Below are 24,207 nucleotides of genomic sequence, written 5' to 3'. Positions count from 1 at the left end.
ATACTCCGGAAGGGCGACCGCTACCTGCTCGTCGTGCGCAACACGAAGACCAAGCGGGCAATCGTCTCCTCGCTGGGCAGCGTCCACTGACCCGCTGCATCACCGGACTGGATCAACTCTGAGCTGGTGGAGCTCGCGGATCTCGTCGAGAAGCCGCGTCACCGCAACCTTCGGGTCGTCGGCACGCCGGCGGCGCAAGTGATCCCGGAACGGGTCGACCAGCGTCTCGCGGTAGCGCGGCGGACGTCGCAGATTGTTTGCGGTACTGGCCCGGGCATACCGCTTGACGGTGTTCAACGCCCAGCCCAATCGGCGGGCGCATTCCAGCAAGCCGACGCCCTGACCGAGCAGCGTGTGCACGGTGGCGTGCCGTTCGCGCGTGCGCTCGTCCAAGGCCTGACCCGGGCGGGCTGGGTTGTCGTACCAGCAACCACTGTGGACCTGGCCTCGCACCTACACCGCCAGCCGCTTGCCGAGTGGCTCGACGGCAGCATCGACCGGATCGTGCAATACCACCCCGCGCCCGTGACGTCGCGGATGGACGACCTATTGGACGCCGCACCGCATGGCGCCAGGGGCTGTACATCACAAGCGCAGGTTTCGATTTGACTCGGCCGTACACACCGGCCCAGGAACATGGTCGGATGCTGCGGCAACTTGGCGTTGTGCAGTGGGACGCCAACCCGCTGGCGTCGCTGGTCTCCGGGCCGCGGCGGCCTCGGTGCCCTACATCGAGGTCCGGAGTCGGCAGGATATCCCCGCACCGAAGCACCTGCGCGACTACCGCGAACCATCGTGGAATGGCCAAGGTGAGCCGGGGCGGCCCGGCGACATCGATCCTGCCGAGGTCGCCGACGCCGGCGTCGAGGTCTGCGACCTCGCGATGGACGTCGCCGGCGGCCCGGCCTTCTTCAAGGGCTCGGTGATCGAGCGGTGCTACCGCGACATCCGCGCGGCGAAGTTCCACCCGCTCACTCCCGAGGACACCATGGTGGAGACCGGGCGACACGCACTCGGGATCACGGGTCTGCTCGCCTGAAGTGTCTGTCAGCCGTGTTCGCGCAGGCCCACCCGGGCGTGCAGGGCGCGCAGCGACCGCGGCGCCCACCAGTTCCACCGCCCAGCCGCCCGCATGAAGGCGGGCACCAGCACCGGGCGGATCAGCAACGCGTCCAGGATGATCGACAGGCTGGCGCAGAGCCCGAAGAATTGGATCAGGGACACCCCGGAGGTAAGCATCGCCAGGAACGACACCGACAGGATCGCTGCGGCCGCGGTGATCACCCGGACGCTGCGGGAGAGCCCGTCGACCACCGCGGTGTGCAGGTCGGCGCCCTGCTCGTGGCGTTCGATCACCCGGGAGAGCACGAAGACCTCGTAGTCCATCGAGAGGCCGAAGGCCACGCAGAAGAGCAGCACCGGGATCGCGACCGCCAGCGGCGCCGCGGTCTGTCCCAGCAAGCCCGAAAGGTGACCGTCCTGGAAGACCCAGACGGCGACACCGAAGACCGCGCCCATCGTCAGCGTGTTCAGCAGCAGCGCCTTGATCGGCAGCAACACACTGCCGGTGAGCAGGAAAAGCAGCACGAATGTGGTGGTGGCGATCAGCAACAGAGCGCACGGCAGCCGGTCGCCGACCGCGCCGGTGATGTCCACCAGCTGCGCCGCCGGCCCGGTGACGAGCATGGGAACCCCGGCGGGCACCGGAATCGCGCGGATCGCGCGGGCGATGGCGGCGCCCTCACTCGAGTACGGCTCCACGTCGCTGATCACCGAGAGATAGGTCGCCTCCCCCGTCACGAACCGGGGATCCGGCTGCGCGGCGGCCTTCACGATCACACCACCCTGGTGCGAGCCGGCCATGCTGTCGACCCGGCTCACCCCCTGGAGCCGGGATAGCCGGGCGGCGTATTCGGCGACCCGGACGGCGGAGCCCGGCCCGTTGTCCCAGTGCTGCGCCACGACCACGGTGGCGCCGCTGCCGGTGTCGTTGAACTCGCGGCGGACGGTATCCGCGACGATCCGGCTCTCCGCCGTCTTCGGCAGCACCCGGTCGTCGGCGACGCCGAACTTCACGTGTGTGAAGGGCAGGGCGAGCCCGAGCAGCACGATCACCACCGGCAGCGCGGTCAGCACCGGCCGGCGCAGCACGAACGCGGCGAACCGGCCCCAGAACGCGGCCGCCCGCTCGCCGCCGATGTCACCGGGCCGGCGACGGCAAAGCGACCACCGGTCGATCCGGTCGCCGACCAGCACCAGCAGGGCCGGCAGGACCAGCAATGCGGCGGCCGCCGTGGTGACCACCACGGCGATCCCGGCGAACGCAAACGAGCGGAGGAAGTACTGCGGGAACACCAGCAGGCTGAGCAGCGCCACCGCCACGGTGGCCGCGCTGAACAGGATGGTGCGCCCGGCCGTACGCATGGTGGCGTCCAGCGCCGCGCTCAGCCTGCCGCCCACCGCCCGCTGCTCGCGGTAACGCGAGACGAACAGCAGGCTGTAGTCGACGGCCAGGCCGAGGCCGAGCGCCGTGGTCATGTTGATCGAAAAGACTGACACGTCGGTGAAGGCAGCCAGCAGGCGCAGGGTGCCCAGCGTCGTGACGATCGCGAAGATGCCGATCAGCAGCGGGGCACCGGCCGCCCACGCCGTGCCGAAGACGAGCAGGAGCAGCACCATGGTGATCGGGATGGCGATCGACTCGGCGGTGGCCAGGTCCTTGGTCACCTGGTCGTTGATGTCGTTGTTGATCTGGGTCACGCCGCCGAACGAGACCCGGATCGTCCCGTCGTCGCCGGCCAGCTGACTGTGCAGGGCCGCGGTCCGCTTCGCGCTCTGGTCCTCGTCGCCGTCCACCCGGACGAGGATCATGCCGGTGTCCCGGTCCCGGCTGGCCAGCTGCGGCACTCGCCCGGTCCAGTACGAGCCCGCGACGGTGATCCCGGACGTGGCGCCCAGGCGCCGGGTGACCCACTGCGCCTGGGCGCGCATGTCGCTGTCATCGACTGAGCCGCCCGGTTTCGCGATCAGCACGACGAGGTTCGGGTCGGCGGACCGGAAGTGCTCGGCGAGGACGGCCCGGCCCCGTACCGAATCCGAAGCGGGATCGTCGAAGCCGCCGGTCTTGAGGGCGCCGACCACATCACCGCTGAAGGCGATCGCGAGAGCGGCCAGCAACAGGGCGGTCGCCAGGATGAGTTTCGGGAACCGGGTGACCAGCCGGACGACCGCGCCGGATGCCGGGTCGCTGACCACCAGATGGTGGCGGCCGGCCCGGACCGGGCGGAGTTTCACAGATGTCATGTGGGCGCAATCTGATCGGGCGCGGTCTGCGGGACGTGGATGTGTCAGGCCGGCTGCGGCACGGGCGCCGCGACGAGGTGCTCCGCCACCAGTTCGACAGTGGTCTGGATGTCCTTCGACGTGTGTTCGGCGGTGACGAAGAACCGGAGGCGGGCCAGCTGCTCCTTGACCGCCGGGTAGAGGATCGGGTTGGCGCTCACGCCGTGGCGCAGCAGCGCGTCGGAGAGCCGCAGCGCCTTCATCGAGTCGCCGGTGATGCACGGGATCACCGGTGTGCCCTCGCTGGTCCCGGTGTCGAGCCCGGCCGCCTTCGCCAGCCGCAGGAACTCGGCGGACCGCTTTCGGAGCGCGACCAGGCGCTGCGGCTCCTCGCGCAGGATCCGCAGCGAGGTCAGGGCCGCGGCGGCGTTCGCCGGGCTCATTCCGGCGCTGAAGATGAAGCCCGGCAGCGTATAGCGCAGGTAGTCGATCAGCTCGTGCCGCCCGGCGACGTAACCGCCGCAGCTGGCCAGCGACTTCGACAGAGTGCCCATCCACACGTCCACGTCCGTGCGGGCGACGCCGAAATGCTCGCCGACACCACCACCGTGTTCGCCGAGCACGCCGATGCTGTGCGCCTCGTCGATCATCAGCAGCGCGCCGTGCGTCTTCTTCAGCGCGATCAGGGCAGGCAGGTCGCAGACGTCGCCGTCCATGCTGTAGACGCCCTCGACCACGATCAGCACCCGGCGGTAGCGGCGCCGGGTCTGGGTGAGCAGCGCATCCAAGGCGCCCAGGTCCTGGTGCGGGAAGGGCTGGCGGCCGGCGCCGGAGAGGCGGCAGCCCTGCAGGATGCTGTCGTGCGCGAGGGCATCGTGCACGATCAGGTCGTCCGGGCCGACCAGGTGGCCGATCACGCCGACGTTGGTCGCGTGCCCGCCGATCAGCGTGATCGCGTCCTCGGCGCCGACCAGCTGGGCTACGCCCCGATCCAGGTCGTCGTGCAACGGCCGGTTGCCGGAGAGGATGCGGGCGGCGGAGACCGAGGAGCCGTATCGGTCGACCGTCTCCTTCACCGCCTGAGCGACCGCCGGGTGCCCGGAGAGGCCGAGATAGTTGTAGCTGGAGAAGGAGATCAGTGGACGGCCGTCCACTGAGGTGCCACGGCCGATCACACCCTCGTGGCGCAGGTAGTACGGGTTGGCCACGCCTACCCGTTCCAGGATTTTCCCGCGCCGCTCGAACTCGACCACCTCGGGCAGCAGGGCCACGTCGGCGACCTCGGGCCGGCGCACGTCCGGCTGCGGGCCGGCGGGCAGCGCGGGCATCGGGTGCGCCGGTTCGGGTGCCGGCACGGCCGGGTCCGAGGTGCCCAGCGCTTCTGCCAGCAGCCGGGCGAGCTCACCGACGGTGGTGATCCCGAAGACCTCGTCGGGCCGCAGACCCAGGTCCGGCCAGCGGCGCTTGATCGCCGTGGTGAGCTCCACGCTCATGATCGAGTCGAAGCCCAGGTCGGCGGCGAATGACTGGTCCGCACGGACCAGGTCGGCGGGGTACGCACTGATCCGTCCCACCATCGCGCCGAGCTCCATCGCGATCTGGCCGGCGTCGACCGGAGTGGCCTTCGTCGCGGCGGGCAGCCGGCGGGTCTCCGCCGGGGGCGGCGTGGGCGCGGTCGCCTCGGCGGCGGCTGGGAGAGCCATCGGCTCCGCTCCCAGCGTACGAAGGATGGACAGTTGCTCACGCATCAGCGTGATCACGTCGTTCACGGGCATCGGCACTCCGTTCTCGATGGCTGCTCGCGGCACGGTCGGCGCCGGCAGACTGGGCTTGATCACGGTGGCCGGCGCCTTCGTCGGCGGGCGGCCGTCTCGAGGGGTACGTCGGATCGAATAGCGCTGGGTGGCCAGCGGTGTGGGCGGCAGGGTCAGCAGGGGCACGTGCAGCCCGGCGAAGAGCGGCATCAGGTCGAGCGGTGCACCGGCGACGGCGAGCCGGCCCAGTCCCGCGAGCAGCGCGTACCCGTCGTCCGGCTCGTCCGGCATCAGCGCGATCGACTCCAGCCCGGCGGCCGAGGGGGTCTGCGTGGCCATCCCGAGCAGGGCGTCCCCGGCGCAGACCTGCACCAGCATCCGGGCGCCGGCGGCCACGGCCGCGTCCAGGGCCTCGCGGAACCGCACCGGCGCCGAGCCCTGACGGCTCCACATCGCACGCAAGCTCTCCGGCTCCACCGGCGCGGCCGGGTCGACACTGGACACGAACGCCCGGGCCGGGCTTTGGATCGGCAGCTTCTGGACGTGGGCGACGACCCGCCGGTCGACATCGGCGAGCAGCGGCGAGTGGAACGCGTGCGACACCCGCAGCGGCACCGCCGGCACGCCGCGTTCCTCGCATCGCTGCAGCAGCGCCTGAACGGCGGCCCGATGTCCACTCGCGACGGTCTGCGCAGGATGGTTGTAGCATCCCGCCCAAACCCCCTCGATGCCGGCGGTCAAGTCCGCGAAGACGGCCGCGTCGGCCTTGACCGCGGCCATCGTGCCGGGCGGCGGCGCCTTCCCCGCGGTCACTGCGGCACCACGGTCGATCAGGAAATCCAGCCCGTCCCCCGGGCTCAACGCCCCGGCGGCGACCGCCGCGACCAGCTCGCCGACACTGTGCCCGAGCGCCACCTCCGGGTGCACCCCGCAATCGGCGAGCAGCCGGATCATCGCGATCCCGGCGACGCCGAGACCGGGCTGGCAGATCCGGGTGGCGGCGACCTCCGCCTCGGCGTCCGGACCGGGCTCCTCGAAGAGCAGCTTGCTCACCGGGGCGCCGGTGCGCTCGTCGACCCGTTCGGCGAGCGGCTGGGCGTACCGGGCGAAGGCGGGGAAGCGGGCGGTCAAGTCGCGCAGCACGCCCGCGCGCAGTGAGCCTTGGCCGGGGAAGAGGAAGGCGAGGTGGCGCTGCGCGTCATCGAGCGGCGCGGCGCCCGCGTGGAGGCCGGGGCCGAGCCGTCCGAGCACACCGGCGGAGAGCGCCCGCGCCGCCTCGGTGAGGCGGCCGGCCAACTCGGCGCGGGTCCGGCACATCACCAAGAGCCTGGCGGTGAGCAGCCGGCGGGTGGCCATCGTGCGGGCCACCGCCGCGGGCACCATCGCCGGATCGGCGCCGACCACGGCCGCGAGGCGTTCCGCGTACGCGGCCAGCAGCTCGACGTTGCCCGCCGAGAGCAGCACCGCCCAGGGCCGGCCGTCGGCGCACGGGTCCGTCTCACTGATCTCCCGGCTCTCCGGCGCATCGCCGAGCACCACGTGCACGTTGGTGCCGCCGAAGCCGAACGAGCTCACGCCGGCGCGCCGCCGGTCGTCCGGCACCTCCGGCCACGCCATCGGCTCGGCAGCGATCAACAGCCCCGCCTCGGCCAGCGGCAGGTCCGAGTGGCGCTCGACGGCCGGCTGCGGCGGCACGGTGCGGTGGTGCAGGGCGAGCGAGGCCCGCAGCACGCCCGCGGCGCCCGCGGCCGGCAGGGTGTGCCCGATCAGCGCCTTGCCGGAGGAGAGGTAGCAGGGCCGGTTGGTGTTCGCGCCGTCCCCGCGCAACCGCCGGACCGCCTCCACCTCGACCCGGTCGCCGACCGTGGTCCCGGTGCCGTGCGCCTCCAGGAAGTCAATCGTCCCCGGGGGGATCCCGGCTTCCCGGTAGGCGGACCGCATCGCCTTCACCTGGCCCTCGGCCATCGGGGTCATCGGGCCGGCGCCCCTGCCGTCGTTGGCCGTGCCGATGCCGTTGAGCACCGCGTAGATCCGGTCGCCCGCGGCGATCGCGTCACCCAGGGGACGGATCAGGGCGAGCGAGCCGCCCTCACCGAGCACGAACCCGTCGGCACGGGAGTCGAACGGTCGGCAGACTCCGGCCGGGGACAGTGCGCCGATCCGGGAGAAGCCGACCAGTGCCTGCGGGGTCAGGTTGATGTAGACGCCGCCGACCAGGGCCGAGGTGCACGACCCGGCGCGCAGGTGGTTGACCGCCTCGTGCAGCGCGACGAGCGCCGACGAGCAGGCCGCGTCCACGGCGAACGACGGGCCGCCCAGGTCGAGCAGCTCGCTGACGGTGCACGGCGCCATGTTGAGCAGCGAGCCCGCCATGGAAAAGGACTGCGGCGGCTCGATCGCCAGGTCCGCCACCGCGGTGATCGCGCTGAGCAGCCCCGGGTCGCCGGCACTCGCCGACAGCGAGCCGTCGGCCAGCATCGCCCCGATCAGCCGCGCGCTGGTCAGGTCCATGTAGTCGGCCGCGCTCAAGCCCACGAACACGCCGGTGCCGGCCCGGTCGAACTCGCTTCGCTCCCAGCCCGCGTCCTGGACCGCTTCGCGGGCCAGGTCGACCAGGAGTCGTTGCTGCGGGTCCATCGCCTTGGCGCGGCGCGGCGGGACGCGGTGGTGCAGGGCCGCGAACTGCTCCACGTCCTCCAGGAAGGCCACCCGATCGGCGTACGTGGAATGCACGTTGCGGAAGTCCGTCGAGAAGAACGTGTCGTGATTCCAGCGACTCGCCGGAACCGGTCGGAACTGTGGTGCGGCAGTCAGGGAGTTCGCCCAGAACTCGACGACATCTCGGGCGCCCGGGAAACGGCAAGAAAGGCCGACGATCGCAATATCCATTGAAGTTCCCATGCTTGAGTGCCTTCACGGCCTCAATCGGAAAGCGGACGGGAAAGCGTCGGTCAGCCCGAAGCCAGACCACCATGCGGTTCGCTTTTCGATCCGAGATCGACTGTTTGCCAGGATGCTTTGACGGATGCTACGCAGCTTCGCGACGGAAACCGGCACAACGCGACGGCGACCGCGTGATCTTGTCGCCTTCAATCACCCGATCGGGCGCACGGCGAGACGCCCGCCCAGGTCAGGGCGCCGCGACTCGCCGCCCTTCACCTTTCCTGCGCGACGATGCATCCGTCGTTGCGGCCCTGTCCGCAACCGCCGCGCATGCACTCGATAGTGGAATTCCGTCACTACTAGGTGTGTCGATTATCGAGAAGTCGGGCATATCTCCTAGTTTTGTGCGCCATGAAGCACACAACAACGCGGTGGCTCGCCGCCGCAGTGGCCATGGTCGGCCTGGCCACCGCCACCCCCGCCGCCCCGGCGCAGGCCTCCCCGGTTTCCCAACGAAAGCCGCTCCACGCGACCGCCTATTACGGCACTCTCGACGTCATCGCACGCGAGACCTTGGGGCTGAAGGCCCGGTTCATCACGATCCAAGGCCGCCCCGTCCCGGGCCTGTACATCACGTTCGTCACCACCGGCGAGCGCTTCCCGCTCTGTGCGGCCACCACGGACCTCAACGGATACGCGGAGTGCAACAACGGCCCGGTGCCGCCGCCCATCTCGCTGGCCAACCTCCTGGTCAACGGATACGACGCCACGTTTTACGGCAACCGTCGTTACGCCCCGGTGAGCGCACACAACAACATCGGCGTCGGCTGATCCCCGGGGGCCGGTGATCCCCGGACTCACCATCCAGATCACCGGCCCCACTTCTCCCGCCCAGCAACCCTCTAAAACGCGCGCCAGTTGCGGGCCGTGCTCGGCGATCTGGTCGGCGAGCGCTTCTACACACCGACCTCGCCGCCGACCAGCAACACCTGGCGACGATGTCGATGCTGGTGACGCCGCAGCTGCTCAACCCGGTCGAGCGTCACCGACCCGGGCGCGGTCTGGTTGCCTCCGGTGCGTGATGGGCCGCTGCGGGGTGTTGGACATCGCAGAGCGCTCGGGGCCCGGGGGCGAAGCCCCGGCCGCCGGAGGCCTGTTCCGGGTCGTAGATCCGGAGGCCCTGCCCGCCGGAGGCTACCTTCTCGGAACGCCTGCGCCTTCCGGGCCGGGCGGTTGCGCTCCAAGGCTCCGCTGGCTTGGCAGGTGGCCGCGCGCCCCCTCGCCGTCGCCGGCTGACCTGCGCGAGCTTCGTGTCGCCGACGTCCGATCAGACTCGCGCAGATCATTCACGGAATACGCGCCAGAGCCTCAATTCATCGACGCCGACCGAGTCGGCACCGTCAACCATCCCATTGGCGTTTCGCGCCAGCACAGCGAAGACCTGCCGATAGATCCCCAGAACAGCAGATTCGGCAGCGTAGTCGTCGAATGTCAGGGCTGCTGCATCGCTCATAGGAAAACGACGATATCGCGGCAAGCCAACGAGCAGGAGACTGTTCGTACGCTGGGGCTACTGGATGCTCTTCCCGCATTCTGCGACAAGCCCCGCAGAGCCGCCGCTTCCACCCGTTCAGCTTGTACGACACATCTCGGGCGTCGGATGCTGGCTCCGTGGGCCCGGATGCGGTATCCGGCGTCTGCTCACAAGCGGGGAATCACGACGAATTGGCCGGACTCGACGGTGCCGACGGTGACGAGCCCGTCGTGCGGCAAGGTCAAAGACGTCTTTAGGAACCGGCCAACATGCGAGTCCGGTCCGCGCAATACATCATTCGACGGTCACAAACACGCATGTCAACAGGGGTCGTGGACCCGACGGGACTCGAAGCCGGTGGACCGGAGGTCACGGCATGCGAACCAAAGGATCATGGCGCAGGGTTGTGACCTGGACCTTCCCTCGGTGGGCTAGCGCCCGCCTTCCGGTCGCCACACGGACCTTCTGCTGGCATTGCTCGCGGAGATCGTCACGACCATCTGGTCATGAGTGACCCGTGAGTCTTGGACCCGTTCAGGCGTTACGGTCGCGCTGCCACTGCTGCGCCGAACCTGCGAGCGCGGGCCGGCTCTTGCGCGGTCGCTGAGACCCGAGGCCCGTTTCGTACTGATAACTCAGCGCTGCCAGTGCGTCGTTCTCGATCCTCCAGGGCTGCACAAGCTCCAACCGGCCGCCCGACGCCACAGGAGGACTTACTGATCGGTCCAGCGAGATGTCGTGCACAACAGCCAACGCGTTGCTCGGGTAGTGCGCGCGGTGAAATTCGACCTCGTTCCTCGTGAGTACGACCGCACCGCCCTCGGTCGTTGTGCCTTTCACCTCAACGTAGATCCGCTCGCTGGGGCGACGCACGTCCAGGTCGTACGATTCGTGATCCCCGACGTCGTCAACGCGGTACCCCAAACCCGTGAAGTGCTCGGATGCGATCCCGACTGCGTGAGTCTCGATTGCCTTGCGTTCAGCCGCGGTCGTGATCACCTGGCGGCGAACGACTCGACCCGCTGCCTCGTCAGCCAAGACCTCAGCGTCCAGGACTTCGGGAGTCGTGCCAACAGCGTCCACGGTCGCCAGCGCCTGGACGGCAGCAGCGGCACTCGTCCCGCTTGGCGACAGCTCCCAAACGCCATCTCTCCGGCCAGCCAGGAGCCCTTCTCTCACCATTGCAGCACGCTCATAGCTGGCCCGGTTCTGCCAGTTCTCCTCGAACGGCCGAGTCTGCGGTGTGTCCCGATCCTCAACCGTGAGCCGCGGACCAAACCGCTGCCCCACGACCTCCAGAACGCGCGCTCGACGCGCTCCCCCGCCAGGCTCGTCGAGGAGTACTGCCAGCATCCAGCGCCGAAGCTCCCGCTGAGGCGTCAGCGCCATCGGTCTCTCCCTCCTTGGTGGTCAACCACGAGCGTGACGGCGCCCAAGAGTGCCACACGCAGCCCAGGGCCCAACGACCGTCAGGGACACAACCCCACGGTCGGATACGGGCCGTGGGCCGCCTGGCCGCCACCTGGGCCGCCTGCGTACCGGAACGTCATGAACCGACGCATCGATCGCGGCTGTTGCGAATGCATGCCGGACGGCAAGCGAGCACCGGGCACCCGGGACCCTGCCGCCCGTCGCGAAGCGCATCTTGACTTCGACGGCTGGACCCGTCTGCTCGCGATTGGGGCGAGCGACGACTGGGAGGCTACTCACACGGGGCCAGCAGCCAATGTGATGGCCGGGTGGGAGCCTGACCGCCGACTTCCACGACTCGGCTCCAGCTCGCACCGAAGCCGGTCGTCGCAGGCCGGCACGGACCGGCCTACCGTTGTCATCCCGGCGGGCAATTGACCGAGGCCACCCTGCGGCGAGACCTGGCCTACGCCGAGGACATGGACGGGGCGGGACGTCCAGGGCCCAGAAGAAGCGAATCGACCAGCTAACCCGCCACGGAATCGCGCTGCGCGGTCACGAGCAGTGCCACGCCAAGTTCCTGATCGTGGACGACGAGGCCTCGCTCGTCTCCAGCGCCAACCTGGAAACCAGCGCGCTCGCCGAGCGGCCGGGGCGGCGCGACCACCGGCGGCCCTAGACCTCGCCGGCGGAAGCGTCCAGCAGTCGCTCACACTAGACCGCCTACACAGCGGAAGTATCGCCGAGCGGGCGTCGCGGCAGTCACACAGATCTGAAAACGGTGGATTTCTGGTGGGTGACCTTGATCCAACGAAAACGGTGAGCGGTTCGCTCCGCACTCGGTGGGTGACCGGTGGTTTGTCTACGAGACGTACGTCAAGGTCAACGGCGTGTGGCGCTACGTCTACCGGGCCGTCGACGAGCACGGCCAGGTCACCGACGTGCTGCTCTCGACCCGCCGGGACGCCGCAGCCGCGCGTCGGTTCTTCACCCGCGCGCTACGGACGCTGAAGGTGACCCCGAGCGAGATGGTCACCGACGCCGCACCGGTCTACCCGGCCGTGCTCGAAGAACTGGTGCCAGCGGCGTGGCACCACGTCGAGCAGTATGCGAACAACCGGATAGAAGCCGACCACGGTCAGCTCAAGCGCCGGCTGAGACCGATGCGCGGACTGCGAACTGTCGGACAGCACAAGTAGTGATCGCCGGCGCCACCTGGTGGAGATGTCGTACCCCATCGCGTGGTCTGCGGCCTGGTGACGCACCCGGGCCGTGGATCCGTCAGCTTTTCGGCCATTGGCCGGGGACTGACGGGACGAACCAGTAGCCGCCGCCGTAGGTAAGCACGTACCGGTCGAGTGCCTCGCCGGCCAGGCGCCGCTGCACCGTGGCGAAGCCGCGCTCCAGATCGCTCTGGAAGCAGATGAAGGCGAGGCCCTCGTCAGTGGCGGACTGCCGGTACGAGTACCCCCGGCGCAGGATCCGGCTGCCGGCGGTCTCCGGGGTGCGCGGGTTGGCCCGGCGGATGTGCGCGTCGAGCGGGATCGCGGCGCCGTCCGGGTCCCGGGCGTACGCCGGCTCGTCGGTCTCCTTCCCCTGGCCCAGCGGCGCGCCGTCGCTCTTGTGTCGGCCGAAGATCTGTTCCTGCCGGTCGACCGGCTCGGCGTCCCACATCCGGGTGGCGAACCGGATCAGCCGGACCACCTGATAGGTGCCGCCGGCCGTCCAGGCGGGCTCGCCGGCCGTGCCGGGCGCGACCCAGACGAGCTGGTCCATCAGGGCCGGATCGTGCACGTCCGGGTTGCCGGCGCCCTCGCGGAAGCCGAAGAGGTTGCGGTCGACGTGCCGGCCGTCGCCGGCGGCGCCGTTACCCTCGTGGAAGCCGTCCAGGTGCCAGCGCGGGCGCAGCCCACCGGCGGCCGTCACCAGGTCGGCGACGGCGGCGGCGACCTGATCGGCGGTTTCGGCGCAGACTTGCAGCAGCAGGTCGCCGTGGCACCAGGCCGGGTCGAGCACGTCGTTGGGGAATGACGGCATCTCGGTGAGCCGTTGCGGGCGAACGGTCGCGAGCCCGAAGCGGCTGTCGAAGAGTGCGCCTCCGTAGGCCACCGTCACCGTGTGCCCGGCGGCGCCGTTTGCCGCACGGACCCGCTCGCCGAGGCGCTGGAGCAACCCGGCCGGCCCGTCCCGGCCGGCCGGCACGAGGTCGAAGGCGGCCAGCCGCGCATGCGCGGCGGGACGATCCACGACGCCGGGCTGATGTGCCGTGGCCGGGACGGCGGCCGGCGGCGACGGCTGGGAAGGTGCGGCCGGGGCGCACCCGCTCAAGGCGGCGCCGAGCCCGCCGGCCAGCACGTCACGCCGGCGGATCATGAATCACCAGTTTCGACCGGCGGCCACCGAACGTCCTTCTGAACTGGCGGAACTCGAGGTTCTTCTTGGCAAAGAAGCCGGCCCGGTCGACGTGGACGACGATCCCGCCGTTCGAGTCGATGACCTCCGATATGCCGCCCACGTAAATGGTGTCCCGCCAGGCTTCGGTGTTCCGGCCGAACCAGCTCGGCAGCCCGGCCGGGCCCGCGATCGCGTCCCAGAAATCGTCGATCGACTCCATCGAGCGGCCGCGCAGATCCACGACGAGAGCCATGCCACTCACCGCAATCTCTCGAAGTTCTTATAGTGGTCAGTAGTGTAATAAACCTCGCCCCCGCGCCCGAAGACGAGACGATAGTTGCCCCGGTATGCGCTGCCCACGGCCCAGACATCCGACTCCGTGTAATAGCCGAGCGGTCGCTTCGGAAGTTGCTTCTTGTCGTTGAGGAAAACGCCTTTGGCGTATCCCGGCATGGCGCCCTGCCGGACGCCTGAAGGCGTTCGCCCGGTCTTGTCGTAGTAGTTCACCACCTTGCGGACCTGCCGCCGAAGTTCGTCGTTGCCGGCCGGAAGGCCGCACGCCGCGTTGTGGACGAAGATCGGGGTGTCGCCGGCGAGCACGTAGTAGGTGTGCAGGTCGTCGACGGTCAGATTGAAGACGTCGAGGCGCCCGGGGCCGCGACGCGCATCGTCCACCGTGGCCACTCGGCCGTCCGGCGTGCGTACCCGATCACCCGCCACCAGGTCGGTGGCCTGCTCCCACCGCCGATCGACCGCGTCCCAGATCGGATGGCCCGCGGTCGCGGTCAGCGCCGCGCCGTCGACGGTCAGATCGACCAGGTCTTTGTCGCCCTCGCCGACGATGACGTCGGTGATCCGGCGGGCCGCGGTCCGGCCGGTCTCCGGATCGCCGGCCAGCACCTCATCGCCGACCGCGACCTCGCTGATCGGCTTGGCCGAGCCGTCCGCCATCAGCACCCGGGTGTCGCCGGTGAAGCTGTTGGGCCCCAGGTTGCACAGCCGGGCCACGTCGACGACGTCGTCAGCGAGCGTGACGACCTTGCCCAGGCTGGCCGTGGCGGCATTCACCACCCCGCCGGTCACGGCGTCGCCGGCCACGCCGTGCCGGCCCCAGTCGACCTTGCGTCCGGAGATTCGCTGGGTGGCGTAGCTGATGGCGCCGTCGGTCAGCGCGCCGACCACGAACGCGCCGGCGAGGACGATGAGGAACGGCAGGTGCCCGCTCGGGTCGACGTTGTCGACCGGGTCGTTGTCCGCGTACGCGTAAAGGTTGGGACCACCGGCGAATCCGGCCGCGTCCTGGCTGATGAAGCGCTGCAACGCCGGGTGGTAGTAGCGGGCCCGGTAGTAGTACAGCCCGGTGCCGTCGTTGTCGCGGCCGGTGAACTGGGCCGGGTTGTCGGAGGCTGCGCCGGTCGGCGTGGTGGCGCCGAACGGCTCGTAGGTGTACTCGGTGGCCGTCGCTCCCCCGGCGCCGGTCAGCCCGACGACGCTGCCCAGCGCGTCGGTGAGCACATCGTGCTCGCCGGTCGCGTCGGTACGCGCGAAGTAGGTGTCGGTGCCGCCGGTGAGCACGTTGGCGGTGGGCCCGGACGCGCCGAGCTCCTGGATCGCCGTGTCGCCGTCGTAGAGATAGCGCGTGGTGCTGCCGTTGAGCGTCTTGGCGGTGCGGCGGCCGGTGCCGTCGTACTGGAAGGTGGCGGTCAGACCGGCGCGGGTCATGCCGGTCAGCTCGTGGCGGGCGTTCCAGGCGTAGGCGGTCGTGCCGTCGCCGGTGAGGTTGCCGTCGTGGTCGTACGTGTAGGTCGTGCCGCCGAGCGAGGTGAGCTGGTCGGCGACGTTGTAGACGGCGCCGGAGAAGGCCTGCGGGACGGCGACGCGGGCGTACGATCCGCCGGCCGATGAGCGCCGCCCGGCGGCGTCGTAGCCGTACTCGATGGCGCCGAGCGTGGTGGCGCCGCGGGTGTAGGTGATCGCGGTGAGCTGGTCGGCGTCGTCGTAGTCGTACGTCTGGGTCGTGCCGTTGGGCAGCGTCACCGTGCGCGGGCGCCCGGCCGGGTCGTATCCGGTGACGACGGTCCGGCTGCCCTGGGTGATCGTGGTGGGCTGGTCGGCGTCGTTGTAGTCGTACGTGGTCTGTGCCTGCCCGGCGACCTGCATGGTGCGGCGGCGGCCGCCGTCGTCGAACGTGTAGTCGATGGTCCCCTGCGGCGTGACCTGGCGGGTGATCCGGTCGAGCGCGTCGGGGGTGTTGGTGACCGTGCCGGCCGCCGAGTCGGCGATGGTGAGGAGCCGGTTGCCGGCGTCGTACCCGTAGGTCACGGTGCTTTCGGCGCCGGTCCCGGTGGCGCCGTAATCCACTGTGGTCAATCGGTCGAGCTCGTCGTATCCGTACCGGGTGAGCTTCCCGTCGCGGTTCAGCGTGGTCTTCAGGTTGCCGTTCGGGTCGTAGGTGCGCGTCTCGGCCCGGCCCAGCGGATCGGTGGTGCTCTCCAGCCGGTCCGCGGCGTCGTACGCCCACCGTGTCGTGTGGTCGCGCGCGTCCGTGCGGCGGGTCCGGTTGCCGTTCTCGTCGTAGTCGTAAGTGGTGACCCGGCCGAGCGGGTCGGTGAACGACCGGACGTGGTTGCGTTCGTCGTAGGTGGTGACGGCGACCGCGCCGGACGCGTCGGTGTTCTGCACGATCCGGCCCGCGGCGTCGCCGAGCACGCGGGTGACCCGGCCCAGCGGGTCGGTCGTGGTGGCGAGGTCGCCGAGCTGGTAGGTGTGGGTGGTTCTCCGGCCCCGCGGGTCGGTCACGGTCGCTGTCCGGCCGTCCGGGGCGTAGGTGAACTCGATCGTCCTGGAGAGCGGGTCGGTGACCTTGTGCAGGTTGCCGGCGGTGTCGTAGTCGTAGATCGTGCTGTGGCCGAGCCCGTCGGTGACCCGGGTGACCTGGTCGAACGGTCCGCCGTAGACCTGCTCGGTGGTGACCGCGTCGGCGGTGCCGTCCAGCAGAACGACCGAGGTGACGTTGCCGTTCGGGTCGTAGCCGTAGCGGGTCTGCCGCCCGAGTTGGTCGGTCAGCCGGGTCACCCGGTTGGTGCCCGGCTCCCGGGTCAGAGTCTTGGTCTGCGCCGCCGGGGTGCCCAGCGCGTCGGTCTCGGTGGTGGCGAATCCGTCGGCGTTGAAGGTCACCCGGCGCACGTGGTCGTTGGCGTCGGTCACCCGGGTCTCGGCGATGCGACCGCCGGCGTCGGTGTAGGCGAACTCGTAGACGGCGCCTTCCGGCATGGTCTGACGGGCCACGCGGCCGTTGGCGTCGTACTCGTTGTCCAGGTAGACGATGCCGCGCGGGTCGGCGATCGTGTCCAGCCGGTTGGCGCCGTCGTAGCCGTAGGTGGTGACCTTGCCGGCCGGGTCGGTCACCGTGCGCAGCCACCGGCCGGCCGTGTCGTACGTGTAGAGCACCGCCCGCCCGATGTTGTCCTCGGCCCGGGTGACCCGCCCGGAACTGTCGTACGAGAACCGGATCCACTTGCCGTGCGGCGACGTGACCTGCGTGATGTTGCCGCGGTGGGCGTTGCCGGAACCGTCGCGGGTGATCGTGACCGTGTTGCCGTGCCGGTCGCGGATGGCCTGCAACGGGCTCTCGTCGCCGAAGATGTAGGTCATGCCGTCGCGCCGGGTGAGGTTCCAGCCGTTGCCGTTCCAGGTGATGGTGGAGCCGAACCATTCGCCGGTGGCGGTGCTGTTGCGGAAGACCGCATTGGGGTAGTCGGAGCCGAGGGAGATGCGCTCGTAGTGCACCTTGCCGCCGTGCGGCAGCACCAGGTCGGCCTCGTGGTACTGCCTGGCGGACTGCAGGAAGATGCCGTACTCGTGGTTCTGCCCGAGGCCGAACGGCCGGGAGTAGGGATCGGCCTGGCGGTAGGTGCGGGTCACCGAGATCGGGATGACGTCCGGCACCACCAGGTCGGTGTGGGTGTCGACCATCAGGCCGGTGCCGAGGTCGACCGGGTCGCCGTCGGCCCAGTACTCGCCGTTGGGCCCGTAGAGCGGCCCGGTCAGTCCGGCGTTGATCATCGAGCCGGTGAACTCGTACACCCGGGTGTTCTCGTCCGGCATCACCTGCCGGCCGTCCCCGGTGACCCGGCCGTGGCCGTACACGTGCCAGCCTCGCCCGGACGGGTCGTAGTTCCAGAACTCAACCCGGCTACCTGGGGGCAGGTCGTCGTAGTTGGGGTAGACGACCTGCGCACCCTGCGGGAACAGGTAGGCGCCGCCCGGCTGCACCGTGAAGTAGACCGGCACGTTGATGTGCCGGGGCAACGGATACGGCGGCCGATCGGTCGGGATCGCGGTGATGCCGAGTTTCCGCACGACGAGGCCTTGTGCGTCGCGGACCACGGATCCGGCGGGCAGCCGCACCTCGAGTCCCGGGATGTCCGGTGTGGTCAGGACGGTCTCGCGGGTGGTCGGCGACGGGAACCGCACCTCGGCGGCACGGTTCAGCCGGGTCAGCCACACCGGCGCGGTCAGCGGCGTGGTGCGGCCGGCCGCCACCTCGACACCGATCTCGTAGCGGCCGTGCTCGCCGGCCTCGACCACCATCTCGCGGTGGCCGGCCGGCAGTGGCGCCAGCAGAAACTGTCCGTCCGCCCGGGTGGCGGCCCGTACCTCGCCTACGCGCACCGAGACGCCGGGCAGCGGGCGGCCGTCTATCGCGAGGACGCGGCCGGCCAGCGCGGTCACGCCATCCGCGGCGCGGACGTCGGCGGCCGGCACCGCTGTCTCCGGCAGCCGTGTCCCCCAGTTGCGGCCGGCCAGGTTGCCCTTGTCCGGCGTCCAGCGATCGGCGACGGCGGGCGCGGGCCGAGAGCCGGGGCGGTCGTCCGCTTGCGGATCGCGGACCGGCTTCATGGCGGGTCCTGCGATGTCGGCGGGCGCTCGCCGGTGGACGGTCCCGGCCGGATGGTAGGGCTCGTCGAGCGCGGCCGCGGCGGCCGGCGTCGCGGACAGGGTCAGGCTGATCGCGCCGGTCCGGGCCTCGTCCGGGTTGAGCAGGATTTCGTGTACGCCGGTGAGCGTGAGCGCCGCGAGCACCAGCGTCGTGTTGCCGGACACCAGCCGATTGGTGAGGTGCGTGGTGCCGTCCGGCCGGAGCACCGAGACCCCGCAGGAGCCGCCGAACGTCGATCCGCTCAAGGTCAGGCTCAGCATCTGGCCGGTGGTCCCGGCGAACCGCACCCGCGCGTTCTGCCCTGCACGAGCGACGGTCACGGTGCGAACTGGACCGCCGACGTCGATCGTCCCGCTGTCGACCTCCGCGGCGAGGGTCACGGTGAGCGAGCCGGTGCGGGCCGCCGCCGGATCCAGCAGCACCTCGTACGTGCCGTCGGCCGGCAGCGCCACCAGGTCCACAGAGGCCGCGCCGCTCAACTGCCGGTCGTTGACCAGTGCCGTGCCGTCCGGCTTGAGCACCGACACGTAGTAGGCCGCGCCCAGCGTCGACCCGGTGAGCCCGAGGCTCCACCGTTGACCCGCGACGCCGGTGAACCGTACCCGCGCGTTCTGCCCGGCCCGGGCGAAGGTCAATGCCGACGCTTCGCCCACCGGACTCAGGCTGCCGCCGTCGATCTCCGCGGCGAGGGTCACGGTGAGCGAGCCGGTGCGGCCCGGGTCCGGATCGACCAGCACCTGGTACGTGCCGTCCACCGGCAACGCCGGCAGATCCCCGTCGTTCGAGCCACCGGTGAGCCGGAAGCTCGCCAGCACTGTGCCGTCCGGCCGGTACACGTACACGCTGTAGTAGGCGACCAGGGTCGACCCGGTGAGCCCGAGGCTCATCCGCTGACCCACGACGCCGGTGAACCGCAATCGGGCGTTCTGCCCGGCCCGGGCGAGGGTCAGCGCCGTGCCGGGCCCGGCCGGGCTGAGCGTTCCGGCGTCCACTTCGGCGCTCACCATGACGGCGACCGAGCCGGTCGCGACGTTGGCGGGGTTGATGACGATCTCGTACGTGCCGGTCTGCGTGAGCGCCGGCAGGTCGATCTCGTCGCCGCCGGTGAGATACTCGCTGATTTCCAGGGTGCCGTCCGGCCGGTAGACGGTGACGACGTAGGCGTTGACGCCGGGGAATGTCGGCCCGGCCAGGTTCAGGCTGAGCCGCTGACCGGTTGTCCCGGCGAAGGTCAGCCGGGCGTTCTGGCCTGCCCGGGTGATGGTCGTGGTGACCGCCGGCCCAGTCTCGGTCACCTCGCCGGCCCGCACGTCGGCGGCCAGCGTGACGGTGGCCGACCCGGTCGCACCGGCGGCCGGCACTATCACCACCTCGTAGACGCCGGCGGCGGTGGCGCGCCGCAGATTCAGATCCGTCCAGCCGGTGACGGAGTACCTGTCGGCGGGCGCGCCGGCTTGCCCGACCGAGACCGACGTGGTGCCGGGGAAGGTGTTCGGGTTGAAGGCGAGGCTGTAGAGGCCGCCGGCGTCGGCGGTGAACCGCAGCACGAACGACCGGTTGGGCGTGGTGGCGCTCACGGTGACGCTCGGGCCGGTCGGCGTGATCTCGCCGGCGTCGATCGGCCCGGCGAGCGCCACCGTGAACGACGACGTCGCGAGCGACGGTACGTCGATCACCACTTGGAAGACGCCGGCCGCGGGGAGGAAACCCATGCTTACGACGCCGTTGCCGCCGGTGAGTGTGCCGCCCGACGCCACCGCCTGGCCGTCGGGCCAGAAAACCTGGAGGCGGCTGTCGCCGGTGCCGGTCGCGCCGGCGACCACGATCGAGTACGGCCGCCCCGCCTCACCGGCGAAGCTCAGTCGCACCCGCTGGCCCGGCCGGGTCATCGTGATCGGGTTGCCGGGACCGTCCAAGGTCAGCGTGCCGCCGTTGACGTCCTCCACCACGCGGGCGTCGACGGCGCCCGGCGTGGTCAGTGACACCGCGGCCGTGTAGGTGCCGTCGGCCGGAACGATCGGCAGGTCGATGCTGCCGTCAGCCTGGAGCCCATAGGCGTTGTTGAACTGCCGGGTGGACAGCTCGGCGCCGGCCGCGGTGAAGAACCGCACCGATGCGGAGCGGGCGGCGGTGACACCGGTGAGGACGAGGCTGAGCCGCGCGTTCTTGATCGCGGTGAAGCGCAGGAGCGCGACGTTGCCGGCGGTGGCCACGGCGGCGGGCTGTGCGGGGCCGTCCACGGTCAGCCGGGTGACGCTGTCCACCTGCGAGGCCACGAATCTCCCGGCCGGAGCGGCGAAGTCGGTCTCGCTGACCGCGGTGCCGCCGCCGGTCCGCACCGAGATCGGACCAGCGCCCACGGCCGGCGCCACGACGGTGAGGCTGGTCGGGGTCGCGGCGGTCACGCGGGCGCGGGCGGCGCTGTTGAAGGAGACCACGGTACGGCTCGGGTCGGTGCCGAACCCGGTGCCGGTGATTGTCACGACGGTGCCGGCCGGCCCGCCGTCCGGCGAGAAGCCGGTGATCACCGGCGGACGTTCCACGCCCACGACGAACGGCCGGCCGCTCGTCGCGGTGCTCCCGCCGGCGGTCACGGTGACCGGGCCGCTGCTCGCCGCATCCGGGACCGTGGCCACCAGGCGCGTCGCGCTCGCCGAGGTGACGGTCGCCGCGGCGCCACCGAACTCGACCACGTTCCCGGTGGCGGCCGAGGCGAATCCCGTGCCCGTGATCGTCACCGCCGCGCCCACCGCGGCCCGCAGCGGGCTGACCTGAAGGACCGACAGCTGTGTCGAGGGCCGTCGCGCGATACCGGTGACGTTGCCGGTCGCGTCATAGGCATACTCGGCCGCGTCGCCCTGCGGATCGACCAAACCGGACAGCTGGCCGGCCGGATCGTGGGCGTAGCGGATCGGCTCGCCTGCCGCCGCCGCTCGCCGCGTCGGAGGACCGGCCGGGGCAGCCCCTTTCCCGGTCGTGGTCTTCGCGGTCGGGGCCGCTGAAGCGATCGGGGCGGGGGAAGCGGCTCGCGCCGGCGATGGCGGAGCGGCCTGCGCCGTCGTGCCGGCCAGCAGCACCATGGCCGTCGCCGCCGCGACCGAGACGAACGCCCGGTGAGCCGGTGCTTCCCGACGCGAGAAAACCATGGCCGCCTCCGCCGTAGTCACGAACGCCGGAACCGTAGGGCGACCCCGCATATTCGCCGTACATTCCGGCCGGCGTCGGCTACGTCCAGGTGTCAGGGAGCCACGGTGAGTCGGCGGCGCAGGTCGATCGCGGACGCCAGGCGTTGCTGCTCCTCGAAGAGCTCCAGCGCCCGTTTCCACGCTGTCCGAGCCGCGCTCGTCCTACCCAGCTGAGCGTTCATGTCGCCGATGTGCTGCCACGACTCCGCCAGGTGCAGGCTGTCGCCCGCCTGCTCGATGAGCGGAATCGCCTCCTCGTAGCGAGCCAGCGCCTCCTCGTGGCGGCCGGTCTGCGCCTCGAGGGTGGCGACGCTGTCCAGGACGGCGGCCTCGGTGTACGGGTGGCCGCGGCGGCGGATGAGGGCGAGCGCCTCCTCGAGGTACCGGCGAGCGTCGTCGGTGTGCCCGAGCCGCAGGCAATACCAGCCGACGGCGTTGAGCCGGTCGGCCTCGGTCACCGGGTTGTCCAGGTGCCGGGCCAGGTCCAGCGAGCGTTTCGCGTGTGCCAAGGCTGCCGCCAGATCGCCGGTCTCGGCGCGCGCATAGGCCAGCCCGATCAAGGCCCGCACGATGTCGAGATCGTCGCCCTCCGCCTCCGCGATACGCAGCGCGCGCTCCAGCTGCGTCAGACCCTCCTCGTGACGACCGACCCGGATGCAGGCATCACCGTAGAGGCGCGCTGCGCGCGCTCGGACTGCGGAGTCCTCGAGCCGATCGGCGGCGGCGACACCGATGCGCCAGACGGCGAAGCGGTCCTCCGCGAGGTGCCGGCGCCAGTGGAACGTGTCCAGATTGCGGGCAAGCTGCCAGGCCACATCGGACCAGCCTCGGTCGTACGCAATCTGCTGCGCCTCCCGGATCCCCGCGTACTCGGCGTCGAACCACCGCAGCGCGGCATCGACATCGACCGGCGAATCCACCCCGGAGCCGGGCAGGGGTGGCTCGATCATGGCGGCTGCGCGTCTGGGGTTGAGCACGCAGTCCGCGGCGCGGGCGGTGTCATCGAGGTGGTCGACCAGCCGCCGCAACGCACCCCCTTCGTCCGCCACGACACGATGCGCCTGCTCGGCGGCGTACAACTTCACCAGGTCGTGGAGCTGCCATCGGCCCGGCGAGGTTTGGCTGATCAGTGACTGCCGCTCGAGCTCGCGCAGCACGACCCCGGTCTCGGCGCGGGAAAGGCCGGACAGGGCGGCTGCCGCTCCGATGCCGATGTCGCGCCCCGGCGCCAGTCCCAGGACCCCGAACATCGCCGCCTGGCGGCCGGTCAGAGCGGCGGCGGACCACGACAACACGGCGCGTACGCTGGCCTGAGCCTCGCCCTCGTCGAGCGCATCAAGCCGGCTCTTTCGCTCACGAAGCTGGACCGCGATGCCGGACAACGACCGGCCGGGCTCCATCGCGGCGCGGGCGGCCACGATCCCCAGGGCCAGCGGCAGACCTGCGCAGGCCGCGACGACCTCGTCCGCTTCCGGACCGTCAACGTCCTCGCCGAGCCGGGCGAGCAGGAGCGTCCGCGCATCACGGTCGTCCAGGACGTCCAGGAACAGCGTCTCGGCGCCCCGCCCGGCGACCAGCCCGGTCAGCCGGTTGCGGCTGGTCATCAACACGGTCGACCGTCCGGAGCCCGGCAGCAGATTCATCACCTGATCGGTGTCGCGCGCGTTGTCCAGCACCAGCAGCATCCGCCGCCCGGCCACCAGGCTGCGATAGAGGCCGACCTGGGCCGCTACCTCGGACGGAACCGAGGACGGCGGCACGCCCAGCGCGGCGAGGAATCCGCGGACAACCTCGGACGTGGTCAGCGGCTCGCGTACCGGGTCGTACCCGCGGAGGTCGACGAAGAGCGTCCCGTCCGGAAACCGGTCGAGGTGCCGATGCGCCCACTGCAACGCCAGCCAGGTCTTGCCCACGCCGCCGATGCCGCCGATCGCGGCGATGACGACCGGCGTGCCGGTGCCGACCCGGTCGCTGAGGATCTCGGTAAGCCGGGCCAGTTCTCGCTCGCGGCCGCTGAACCCCCGCGACGTCGGCGGCAGCTGGGCGGGCGCCGCGGGCGCCGCGGGCGCCGGGGTCTCGCCGCGCAGCATCTCGGTGTGCAGAGCAGTCAACTCCGCCTGCGGCCGGATGCCGAGTTCGGTGGCGAGCAGCCGCTCCACCCGGCGGTACGCCTCGAGCGCCTCCGCCCGCCGCCCGCTGCCGTGCAGCGCGAGCATCAGCTGACCGTGAAAGCGTTCTCGGAAGGGATGGTCGGCCACCAGCCCGGTCAGCTGCGGTATCACCTCGGCGTACCGGCCGAGCGCCAACTCCGCGTCGACGAGGTGCTCGATCGCGGACAAGCGGTACGCGTTCAGGCGCGCCCGCTCAGCTGCGAGCACCTCGACCTCGGCGAAGTCGGCGTATGCCGGTCCGCGGAACAGGGTGAGCGCACGGGTGAGCAGGTCACGACCGGCCTGAGTGGATCCCGCTGCCATCCCCCGGGCCGCGAGCTCGAGAAACCGCGCACTGTCCAACTGCTCCTCGGCAACGTCCAGAAGGTAACCCGCACGTCCGAGTCCGCGGATGAGGTCGGCACCGAGCGCAACCCGGAGGCGGTGAATGTAGGTCCGGAGATTCGCATTCGCCGACGACGGTGGCGTGCCATTCCAGAGCGTCTCCACCAGGTGGTCGGCGGAGACGGTCTGCTGTGGCCGGGCGAGCAGCAGGGCAAGCAGCAGACGTGGCTTGGCCGGCCCCAACGGCACCGCGCGGCCGTCCCGCTCGGCTTCGAGAGGCCCAAGCACCCGAAACTGCATGGCACCATCCACACCCGCAAATCTACGT

12 protein-coding genes and 1 pseudogene are annotated in these 24,207 nt (G+C 70.7%); 5 read left to right on the top strand and 8 right to left on the bottom strand.

The window, feature by feature from the left end; translation table 11 throughout:
• The first annotated feature begins 126 nt into the window (after positions 1–126).
• Both ACZ6TI_RS44510 and ACZ6TI_RS44505 read left to right on the top strand, forming a co-directional pair.
• Complete coding sequence (locus ACZ6TI_RS44510) at positions 127–609, top strand: hypothetical protein (RefSeq protein WP_465351341.1); 483 nt, start codon at positions 127–129, stop codon at positions 607–609.
• Between the two features lie 61 nt (positions 610–670).
• The gene (locus ACZ6TI_RS44505) at positions 671–1,039 is read left to right on the top strand and encodes a hypothetical protein (protein WP_465351340.1); all 369 of its coding nucleotides are present in this window, start codon (positions 671–673) and stop codon (positions 1,037–1,039) included.
• 8 nt (positions 1,040–1,047) lie between these two features.
• Here ACZ6TI_RS44505 and ACZ6TI_RS44500 read toward each other — a convergent pair whose 3' ends face one another.
• Positions 1,048–3,303 (bottom strand): MMPL family transporter, encoded by a 2,256-nt coding sequence (locus tag ACZ6TI_RS44500; RefSeq protein WP_465351339.1) that lies wholly within the window; start codon positions 3,301–3,303, stop codon positions 1,048–1,050.
• A gap of 44 nt (positions 3,304–3,347) precedes the next feature.
• The gene (locus tag ACZ6TI_RS44495) at positions 3,348–7,925 is read right to left on the bottom strand and encodes a type I polyketide synthase (RefSeq protein WP_465351338.1); all 4,578 of its coding nucleotides are present in this window, start codon (positions 7,923–7,925) and stop codon (positions 3,348–3,350) included.
• Positions 7,926–8,330: 405 nt separating this feature from the next.
• Here ACZ6TI_RS44495 and ACZ6TI_RS44490 point away from each other — a divergent pair, with 405 nt between their 5' ends.
• Complete coding sequence (locus ACZ6TI_RS44490) at positions 8,331–8,750, top strand: hypothetical protein (protein ID WP_465351337.1); 420 nt, start codon at positions 8,331–8,333, stop codon at positions 8,748–8,750.
• A 511-nt stretch (positions 8,751–9,261) separates the two neighbouring features.
• Here ACZ6TI_RS44490 and ACZ6TI_RS44485 read toward each other — a convergent pair.
• Positions 9,262–9,432: a hypothetical protein gene (locus ACZ6TI_RS44485; protein ID WP_465351336.1), complete on the bottom strand. Its 171-nt coding sequence runs from the start codon at positions 9,430–9,432 to the stop codon at positions 9,262–9,264.
• Positions 9,433–9,987: 555 nt separating this feature from the next.
• Positions 9,988–10,842 (bottom strand): protein NO VEIN domain-containing protein, encoded by an 855-nt coding sequence (locus ACZ6TI_RS44480; RefSeq protein ID WP_465351335.1) that lies wholly within the window; start codon positions 10,840–10,842, stop codon positions 9,988–9,990.
• Positions 10,843–11,278: 436 nt separating this feature from the next.
• Here ACZ6TI_RS44480 and ACZ6TI_RS44475 point away from each other — a divergent pair, with 436 nt between their 5' ends.
• Positions 11,279–11,542, top strand: coding sequence for a phospholipase D-like domain-containing protein (locus tag ACZ6TI_RS44475; protein WP_465351334.1), 264 nt, complete (start codon positions 11,279–11,281; stop codon positions 11,540–11,542).
• Between the two features lie 157 nt (positions 11,543–11,699).
• Positions 11,700–12,041 (top strand): annotated as a pseudogene (locus tag ACZ6TI_RS44470) (DDE-type integrase/transposase/recombinase); the annotation flags it as partial.
• A gap of 103 nt (positions 12,042–12,144) precedes the next feature.
• Here ACZ6TI_RS44470 and ACZ6TI_RS44465 read toward each other — a convergent pair.
• The 4 genes from ACZ6TI_RS44465 to ACZ6TI_RS44450 all read right to left on the bottom strand — a co-directional run bounded on the left by ACZ6TI_RS44465 (position 12,145) and on the right by ACZ6TI_RS44450 (position 24,179).
• Positions 12,145–13,236: a Dyp-type peroxidase gene (locus ACZ6TI_RS44465; protein WP_465351333.1), complete on the bottom strand. Its 1,092-nt coding sequence runs from the start codon at positions 13,234–13,236 to the stop codon at positions 12,145–12,147.
• Positions 13,220–13,498 carry a barstar family protein gene (locus ACZ6TI_RS44460; protein WP_465351332.1) on the bottom strand — a complete coding sequence of 93 codons (279 nt, stop codon included), beginning with the start codon at positions 13,496–13,498 and terminating at the stop codon, positions 13,220–13,222. The genes ACZ6TI_RS44465 and ACZ6TI_RS44460 overlap by 17 nt, the downstream gene beginning before the upstream one ends.
• Positions 13,499–13,515: 17 nt before the next feature.
• Positions 13,516–21,345: an RHS repeat-associated core domain-containing protein gene (locus ACZ6TI_RS44455; RefSeq protein ID WP_465351331.1), complete on the bottom strand. Its 7,830-nt coding sequence runs from the start codon at positions 21,343–21,345 to the stop codon at positions 13,516–13,518.
• Between the two features lie 92 nt (positions 21,346–21,437).
• Positions 21,438–24,179 carry an AfsR/SARP family transcriptional regulator gene (locus ACZ6TI_RS44450; RefSeq protein WP_465351330.1) on the bottom strand — a complete coding sequence of 914 codons (2,742 nt, stop codon included), beginning with the start codon at positions 24,177–24,179 and terminating at the stop codon, positions 21,438–21,440.
• Positions 24,180–24,207 lie beyond the last annotated feature (28 nt).

This window comes from Actinoplanes sp. NPDC051388 (assembly GCF_055586225.1).
Note: the sequence above shows the minus strand (reverse complement) of the source record. Positions and strands in the feature narration are given on the sequence as shown.

What these genes read in the sequence shown, in the direction of transcription:
- ACZ6TI_RS44500 (WP_465351339.1), bottom strand. Translation starts at nt 3,303, where the DNA reads ATGACATCTGTGAAACTCCGCCCGGTCCGGGCCGGCCGCCACCATCTG.
- ACZ6TI_RS44495 (WP_465351338.1), bottom strand. Translation starts at nt 7,925, where the DNA reads ATGGATATTGCGATCGTCGGCCTTTCTTGCCGTTTCCCGGGCGCCCGA.
- ACZ6TI_RS44490 (WP_465351337.1), top strand. Translation starts at nt 8,331, where the DNA reads ATGAAGCACACAACAACGCGGTGGCTCGCCGCCGCAGTGGCCATGGTC.
- ACZ6TI_RS44485 (WP_465351336.1), bottom strand. Translation starts at nt 9,432, where the DNA reads ATGAGCGATGCAGCAGCCCTGACATTCGACGACTACGCTGCCGAATCT.
- ACZ6TI_RS44480 (WP_465351335.1), bottom strand. Translation starts at nt 10,842, where the DNA reads ATGGCGCTGACGCCTCAGCGGGAGCTTCGGCGCTGGATGCTGGCAGTA.
- ACZ6TI_RS44465 (WP_465351333.1), bottom strand. Translation starts at nt 13,236, where the DNA reads ATGATCCGCCGGCGTGACGTGCTGGCCGGCGGGCTCGGCGCCGCCTTG.
- ACZ6TI_RS44455 (WP_465351331.1), bottom strand. Translation starts at nt 21,345, where the DNA reads ATGGTTTTCTCGCGTCGGGAAGCACCGGCTCACCGGGCGTTCGTCTCG.
- ACZ6TI_RS44450 (WP_465351330.1), bottom strand. Translation starts at nt 24,179, where the DNA reads ATGCAGTTTCGGGTGCTTGGGCCTCTCGAAGCCGAGCGGGACGGCCGC.